The 8,021-nt window shown below is 50.8% G+C and carries 3 protein-coding genes and 3 pseudogenes; 4 read left to right on the top strand and 2 right to left on the bottom strand.

What is annotated here, in order from left to right:
- The first annotated feature begins 705 nt into the window (after positions 1-705).
- Together AB4Y34_RS39965 and AB4Y34_RS39960 are read left to right on the top strand one after the other, a co-directional pair.
- Entirely contained in the window at positions 706-3,375 is a 2,670-nt protein-coding gene (locus tag AB4Y34_RS39965; protein WP_176370009.1) for a glycosyltransferase, read from the top strand.
- Complete coding sequence (locus AB4Y34_RS39960; protein ID WP_368719137.1) at positions 3,375-4,817, top strand: radical SAM protein; 1,443 nt, start codon at positions 3,375-3,377, stop codon at positions 4,815-4,817. Before AB4Y34_RS39965 ends, AB4Y34_RS39960 begins: the two co-directional genes overlap by 1 nt.
- Positions 4,818-4,831: 14 nt before the next feature.
- On the opposite strand, the pseudogene AB4Y34_RS39955 reads toward AB4Y34_RS39960, so the two are convergent.
- Positions 4,832-4,933 (bottom strand): annotated as a pseudogene (locus AB4Y34_RS39955) (IS6 family transposase); the annotation flags it as partial.
- Positions 4,934-5,757: 824 nt separating this feature from the next.
- Here AB4Y34_RS39955 and AB4Y34_RS39950 point away from each other — a divergent pair.
- Positions 5,758-6,468 (top strand): hypothetical protein, encoded by a 711-nt coding sequence (locus tag AB4Y34_RS39950; protein WP_368719136.1) that lies wholly within the window; start codon positions 5,758-5,760, stop codon positions 6,466-6,468.
- A 224-nt stretch (positions 6,469-6,692) separates the two neighbouring features.
- On the opposite strand, the pseudogene AB4Y34_RS39945 reads toward AB4Y34_RS39950, so the two are convergent.
- Positions 6,693-6,782 (bottom strand): annotated as a pseudogene (locus tag AB4Y34_RS39945) (DDE-type integrase/transposase/recombinase); the annotation flags it as partial.
- Positions 6,783-7,024: 242 nt separating this feature from the next.
- On the opposite strand from AB4Y34_RS39945, the pseudogene AB4Y34_RS39940 reads away from it, so the two are divergent.
- Positions 7,025-7,783, top strand: a pseudogene (locus AB4Y34_RS39940) (branched-chain amino acid ABC transporter substrate-binding protein); the annotation flags it as partial.
- Positions 7,784-8,021: the final 238 nt, after the last annotated feature.

The following is an 8,021-nucleotide window of genomic DNA, read 5'->3' as shown; positions in this document are numbered from 1 at the left end:
TGGGTCAGCGGATTTCATCGGGGCCTGCAGCATCGAAGCTGCATCAAGGGCCGGATATAAAGGCGCAGCCGCCTCATCCGTCACAGCGTGCGAAAGCCTTCGCAAAATGGGAGGCGTCCATATAAAGTCATACTGCGTTATCCCGCTGTCCGATTTTGCGCGGCCCCCTCTGCCAGACGATCTCAGACAGAGCGACTCGGCCGGCCGCTAGAGTCATGACGTTTGTCTGCGCAAATTGATTACAAAGCGAACGATTTGTCGGAAAAGTAACGTCCAGACAGCCGGCGTGATATCCGCACGTAGAGGCATCCCGTCTACGGCTTTCACATGCAGTCCTCGAGATGGTGCGTAGAAACCTTTCCGCGGCTCATGCTGGCACGCCGCATGCCTCTTCTGGAATTGGATCTGGACAGATTCGTCGCTGCTTTGCAGCCACTGATCCAACCTTTGTTCTGCTCCGATGTGCTCAACGCCATCGGTAATGCGGTTGCAGGAAGGCTTTCCTGCCTTTGTTTACGCAGATCAAAAAAGGGGAGAGGTGCCAACGCTGTTTTCCAACCCAAATATCATCGTTGGAAGGCCCACCACGCCATGAAGCACTGTCGGAAATCGCGCTCGCAGCCACGGCGACCCTGTCTCGAAAGTGGATGGTTTTTTGGTCGCGATCATGATTCGTATTCGCAAATTGTTTTAGGGTGATCCGGAATGTATCGTAAAGATATGCACCCGGCGGCCATATTTATATCATTTGACGCCGTCGCCGTGTCAGGCATCACAGTTGAAGCGTCAAAAATGGCGAAAAATCTTGCGCGCCATCAGATTAAATCTTATCTTGACCTCGGCTACGATATAAAGATAGATAAAGGAAAATTCGGCAAACCTTACGATAAGGAACATGAGATTTACAGCGATATATTCGATTTGGTTCGTATTGAAGATATCGACTCTATTCCCCACTACAATGTCGATTTCTTGACGCATTCGCACAATGTTCTGATGGGTCGAGTTCCGCCGGTTTCTTCCAGAGAGCAGGAAGAACTCCTGCTTGCAATCAACGAATCTTCTCTGCGACTAGCACATCGAATCGTTCAGCTATGGGATAAGCTAAGTATCAGTTATGTGATTGTTGAGAATGGTACGCTTCCGGAAAATATTATATATACCAAAGCGCTTTATACGGCGATCAAAATTTACGGCGAATGTCATTGCCTAGGAAATTTCGTCATCTGGCGCGACCACGATCTAATGTGGAGCAGTGAAAAAAACGTGATGAAATACGGCACAGCGCCTTATCCTCATGCCATCAAGCCCGTTAGATCCAAGCATATAACATACATTACACTCAATAATCACCTGAAAAAAAAGCTGGAAGAGTGGTGTGATTACGGTGTGGAAGTAATGGTTAAAAAAAATACCTACGATTTCACCGGGCATGGTAGATATGATAGCATCAGAGAAAATTTCTTTATCCGCGATAGCGACATTGTGATCGCCCGCACCACTCGCATTATTCCGCAAAAGCGTTTGGATCGGGATATTTATTTGCTTAATCGGCTAAATCAACTTTTCAGTCAAAATGATATCGATCGAAAAGTTTTTTTGTTTGTGGCGGGCGATCCTGATGAAAACCGTCCTTACTATCAAGAGCTGAATACACTAGCCAAAAAGTTAAGCGTTGAGTCATTTATAAAGTTTGTCGGCCCACTTTCGCACAAATCCATGTTTTCAGTGGGCGATGCGACTACAATAGAGGATTTATATTACTCCTGCGATCTCGTTTCTTTTCTTACTTCGTGGGATTACGACAGCTATGGAAATCCAGTTGGCGAGGCGATCAGCAACAGACGCTGCTACATTACTACCAGCTACGAATATTATTGGGAGGTTTATGGTCAGTACGGCTTTGAAGCTCCCGTTTTGAAGATATCGGAAGAGAATGATTGCTTGCCTGATGAAGAATTTGTTAAAGACTTGTATCTGCTCATCAATAATAGAAAATTGATGAATGACATTGCTCGGAGGAATTTTTTTATTGGCAAGCGGCTGCTTTCTGATAATTCAGCCAATATTCTGGGCTTGACTTGTCATGAAGAAAGAATGCGCGATACAGTTGTTGTATCAGTTGTGGTGCCAGTTTACAACGAAACCGATCGTATCCGAGAGGTGTTGCTCTCCCTATTCAACCAAAAAACGCATGACGGCCTGATCACTCATGATGGCTATGAGCTGATTTTTGTGGATAATAATTCCACGGACGACTCCGTTGACAAAATTAACACTTTCAAATTTCAAAACCCATCCCTGGATATTTTTCTTATTCACGAGTCCATTCAAGGCGTCTCGTCTGCAAGAAAACGCGGCATGGATTACGCGTCTGTGCGTTCAAAAGCCCGTGACAGCCGCCTAGGGGCTCAGAAAAAACACTACATTGTTTCCGCCGATGCTGACTGCATCGTAGACCCTTACTGGCTGCATGCGCTGATTGAAAAGATGGTAGAGGAAAACGGGGATATTGGCACCTGCAACTACTACTACAACGAAGAAGCATTCCGCAATCGTCCCAACCTTTTCCGGGAAATCCAAAAAACCCTGCGCTGCCGGGAGGTGTCGTTTTCGCTCTTCGGCGGTTTTCCCGACGGCAAGGGTTTTGCCGTTGAGCGGACTCTGTACGACAAAGTGGGAGGTATCGAAATTTTCTATCAGCTGAGCAACGGCCGCTTTGTAGAACACCTCTCGGACGACTGGGACTTTGGAATCCGGGTAATCGCCGAGGGCGGCAAGCCAGTTTACGCCCGGGATTCCCGTGTGGAAATTAACAGTCGTCGCGTCGATACAATGCTAGACGAAGTAATCAGCGGTACTGCCTATGGGCAGGACGGCATCATCATCATGAAAGATGTACGTCCGGGGGAGGAAAAGCAATGGTCAACGCTGTACGATACTACTCCCGCACAGTCGCAGCAGGTCTGGTGCTACTCCATTAAAGACTACGTTCCCAAAAACATTGTGTTGCCGGCGCTGCTCAATCCACAGATTTTGCTGGATGACATCACCGTGCGTCATTTTTTTACCGGGCCAGTGGCTGACTGTCTGTATCAGCGTATCCATGAAATTATGCGCGATTCAAGAATCATCGACTTCAAACCGATCCACGCCTACAAAACCCCAGCCTATCGTCTCTATTTCGAGTTCCGTGATGAAATTTTCAGTGCCATGCGCCGCGCCATTGGTGACGATATCGGTTTCCCGCCGCCGTTGCCGGAGTGTTTTGATGCGGTCAAACCCGAGGATTTCGAGCGCTTTGTCTACTATTTTTGTGAAGACCGTGAGTCCGGCGAAGCGCACAACTACTTCGCTAACGGTGGGGTATTCTGATGAATAATGAAATTCTGAACTCGCTAAATGCTATCGATACGAATTATCCTGTGCCGCGAGTGCATGATTTTCTCTCCCGTCCAGAGAACACCGCATTTCTGGAGTATGTCTTTAAAGATCCGTTCGGTTGCCACGTTTTCCCTGGCGATATCTGTAGTTATCCACTCGGCGCTTTCTTTGATGACATGGAGCGTGATATCAAACAGGCAAAACAGATTCATCTTTGGGCATATATTCCAACTTGCCGCTACCGCTGCCATTTCTGTCAGTACCCGACGATCACTCTGAATCCACAGGCCATTTCGTCACAGGCAGTGTTCCGGGATTTGGTGGATTACAACATCAAAGAGGCCACTATGTGGCTTCAGAACGTTCCGTGTCTCGCACATGCAGAAGTCGGCGAATTCAACATCTTCGGTGGCACGCCATCGCTGCTTCCTGAGCCTGAGCTGCGGCGCCTGATGGATTTTTATCAAGGCCATTTTAACTTTTCTGTTGCTACCATGCGCTTTGAAGGCGAGCCGGGTACGCTGACCAAGCAATACCTCCAACTGTTAAAAGAGTTGGGCTTTACCAAAATCAGTTTTGGTGCCCAAGCCCTCGACGACCGTATTATCTCGGCGTGCGGGCGTATGCATTCCGCCGAACAGTGCTTGGATGCAATTTTTAACGCGCGCGAAATCAGCTTCGACTGGGTCAGCGTCGACCTTATCTACGGCATGCTCGGCCAGAGCGTTGACGATGTGAAATACGACATCGAGAAAATTCTCGAACTGGATCTTTCCCACGTGGTCTGCACCAAGCTACACATGGAAACGCTTCTGAAAAAACGTACCGGTGTTTCCGGGGAGCGAGAAAGTCTGTGGCAAAAAAAAGGGGGGCTTATTAACCTTCGTAAGATGAACTTCCCGGGGCTGGGTAAGCAATATCAGATGCGCGAGTTAATCGAGGAGCACCTTTCGTCCGGATATCTCGAACATCCGACTACATACTTTCACCGGAACCATCAGCATCCGGAGAAGTGGAAAGGGCTAGTGACCGACCTCGATAAACAGTACCCGGAAGTGGCGATCGGTCTCGGGGGCAGCTCGAAATGTGCCCGGGCCGAGGCCATCAACATCACCAGCTACAGAAAATACAAGGAAGCTCTGGATGAAAACTATCTGCCCATTGAGGAAAGCCGGGGAGTCTCACCATATCAGCGCGAAGTGAACGCTTTTAAAATGGCCCTCTCCACACTGGTTCCGGTGAGTGACAACGTGTTCAGACAGCGTTTTGAAGGCAAAAGCTTCTTCGACAACCCTATTATTCGCCCCACGCTCAGAACGCTGGTTGATAAAGCGCTGGTAACAATCGATAGGGATGTTGTAACCCTTACCCCCAACGGAGTTACGCTGGTCGAAGCCGTGATTAACACCCAATTCGTAACCTCGGAAGTCTAAGGAGAGGCTGTAGCGTACGCCGTCGAGAACCTGTTCACGCAGAGAAGGATTACGTCAAGCGGGTAATGCAGGCGCTTGAGCACCTTTGCCACTGCGGGATTCGGGTTCTGCTTCATCGGTCAGATCGTTCGTCTTCGGGACTTCAGCATAGCAGGTCCCTTATTGCGGCAAAGCCAGGCTGGCTCGTCTCTAGCGGGAAAATGTGAGCTGCAACATATTCTTGGTGGAATCGAGACCATGCATATGATGTGCAAAGCTCAGGTGAACGATGGAGATAGGGCACTCTCTCTCCCGTCCAGCAACTCTACTTGCTCTTTGCATAAATATTCCTATTTTGTTCGTCTACACATGGCGCGAGAAGATGGTGACCAAGGCGTCAAGCCGAGGTTGTGTTAGCGACTCCTCGCAGAGATGAAGCGATTTTGTTGCGGTAACGACAAATATTGTCCGGTTTGTCTGTTTGGTCTGTTGGCGCTATCGGTGAATGGCTTTAAGGGCCGTTGAAGGTCTCTGGATTTCTACTGGCACTGGCTTATTGGTATGGATTTCGCGTACAAGCAAAGGACTTAAAGTACTTTTTCAGAAATATGTTACTTGCGTGAAAATCAAACGGTAAAGTCGCCTTCACGCGGAGTGCTCAATGAAACCTATCGGCACGGCCCGGCGGAATTTATCGAAACCACCGCCATGTCCAGTTCGACGCCAGGCAATCACCGGGCTAATCACGATCCCGCAAGCGCTAGTGATGTGTGTCGGAGTCGTAGTCGTGATCGCAGTAAAAATGACCTCGGGCTAGGGCAATATTAATGTTCACCGGGGACGTCGCCAACCCGTACGCCATGCGCCTGTCCTTGATAACCATGACGAAAATCTGGCGATTTCTGTGTCACCGCCTCGTTTTTGCGAAAAAGCACGAGGCTCAACCACTCAGGAGATTACCGTGTCATCTATCAACTGGAAAAATGGGCAACTCATCACCCTTGATCCTGGCGATACCGCGACGTGCCAGACCCTCACCGGCGGTCAACTCTACGGGCTCATCTTTTACAACGCAGCGGCAAATGACGCTGGCGCGAACATCTCCGTCGTATGGAGCCAGTCGCAACCTCCCGTAACCGTAAGCGTGCCAGGCACGACGGCAAATCAGGGCCTTGCTTCAGTGCTGTTCGTAAATGGCTCTGACACCACTACCGTGTCGGCCGCGATGCTCGAGGGTCAATTGGGCGCACGGGTCGAGGCTTATATCGCCAGCGTCTCAATGCCCGAGGACACGACCGGCATCATTAACAAGCCTCTGCCGGCAGATGGCAAGAACCATTTTTTCGAGAAGTTCAGCCGTTACTACACGGTTCCGGCCTCGCACTGGTATCAGGCGCAGATTCATAGCAATATCAACCAGTTCATTTCGATTCAGTTCGCCGAGGAGTCTGCCGTGGTGAACGTCGTGAATTCGGAGGCAGATCCGGCTCCGCGAATCTTGGCGGTGGGCCGCGCCAAGAACCAGTACAATACGAACGTCAGTCAATATCAGACAATCTCGTGGTCTCTCCAGGGCAACGGGCAGCAGCTGGTCTTCGTCAATGCTGATAGCGTGCAGGACTCGCAAGGCACAAGTATCTCTCTCCAATCGCTGAGTGCTCAATACGCCTGATCCTAAGCATGCGGACAGCGTGAACGCTGGAATACGCAGTCCGAAGTCATGGGGTTGTGCTATCACTGAGCGCAACGGATTTCCACTTATTTGAAATCCAAGGTACTGTCGCAACATGGAAGCTGACCCGCGAGAGCGCGAAATATAGAAGATTACTTATGCAACGAGCGAGTAGAGTTGCTGGATGGGGCCATATGCATTGGTCTCGATTCCCCAGAATGATGCGCGCGGCGAAAATTCTCGAGTCCCGCCATTGGACGGATTCGACGCTTGATGGCCCGGTGATCTTGTTCGGCAATGTTATTCAGGTACTTCTTCCACGGACTCTGATCGACACATCCGCTTGGCGTTGATCGCTTGTAAGGCAGCCAGATTTGATCCGTTCTTATCGATCGTCGACCGGCCGGCCCTCAGCGGGTGCGGGTAGTTATGGGCAGCTCGTGTAGGCACGTCAATCAGCAACGGGCGCCCAGAGGGCATCGTGACGAAGCCGATGGATTTAACCGGTGGTGCAACACAACGAGCGCTGCATGAGCGGTGGGAGTGTTGCAAATGAAAGGGCGGCAATGCTGTTCCGCTTACCGGAGGACTGGCGCATCTCGGCAAGGACATCGAGAATAGCACGCGCCTCGCAATTGAAGAAATAAACAAAGCCGGCTTAGAGATCAATGGGCAGAAAGTAACGCTCGTGATCGATCCGCAAGACGACGCGGCGGACCCGCGTCAGGGTACGCAGCTCGCGCAGAAGCTGGTCGACGACGGTGTCGTAGCAGTTGTCGGTCACCAAAACTCAGGAGTATCGATCCCGGCCTCGAAGATCTACAACGATGCCGGTGTCGCCATGATCTCGCCGTCGGCAATCAACCCGGTATTAACCTTGCAGGGCTATAAGGTGACGTATCGCCTCGTTGGGACAGATGCCCAGCAAGGTCCTGCTCTCGCTCGTTATGCCGCATCGCACCTGAAGGTGAAGACCGTTGAAGTCGTCAACGACGCGACTGCGTGCGGACATGGGTTGGCAGATCAGTTTGAGAAGACGGCAAAGAGTTTGGGCATTACAGTCGTGGCGCGCGATGTTAGGACCGACAAAGCTACCGACTTCCGGGCGATTTTGACAAAGATCAAGGGAGAAAGACCCGATATCATTATGTACGGCGGGATGGATGCGACAGCCGGCCCGCTCGCCAAGCAGTCGCGACAACTCGCCCTGCAGTCGAAACTTTTATTCGGCGACGACGCTTGCACGACCGATCTCAACAAGCTGGCTGGTGACGCTACGGACTCTGTCGCGTGTTTGGAGGCCAAGATCGCCCTCTAGGGAAGGTCTGCAAAAGTCCTGGCGTTGACGTCTCGGTGGACTATCCTGGGAGAATGCAGGTTTAAGGGGTACCTCGATGACACAGCTTGGTCTTGGTCTGGATCTTTCTGCGGATTTCGGCGAACGTGACCGCCGATTTCGGGAACGTGACCGATTCGGCGGGGTTGGGGCGTTGCGCGGTGTCGATTGTAGTTTTCCTTGTCAGTTCTGGTCGAGTTCGGGCTCCAGGACGTTG

Source organism: Paraburkholderia sp. BR10954 (genome assembly GCF_040965775.1).
Taxonomy (GTDB): domain Bacteria; phylum Pseudomonadota; class Gammaproteobacteria; order Burkholderiales; family Burkholderiaceae; genus Paraburkholderia; species Paraburkholderia youngii.
The sequence above is the reverse complement of the archived record's forward strand: the minus strand, read 5'-3'. Positions and strand labels throughout refer to the sequence as shown.

Bases quoted from the DNA above. Each gene is read 5' to 3' on its own strand.
- AB4Y34_RS39965 (WP_176370009.1), top strand. From the start codon at position 706: ATGTATCGTAAAGATATGCACCCGGCGGCCATATTTATATCATTTGAC.
- AB4Y34_RS39960 (WP_368719137.1), top strand. From the start codon at position 3,375: ATGAATAATGAAATTCTGAACTCGCTAAATGCTATCGATACGAATTAT.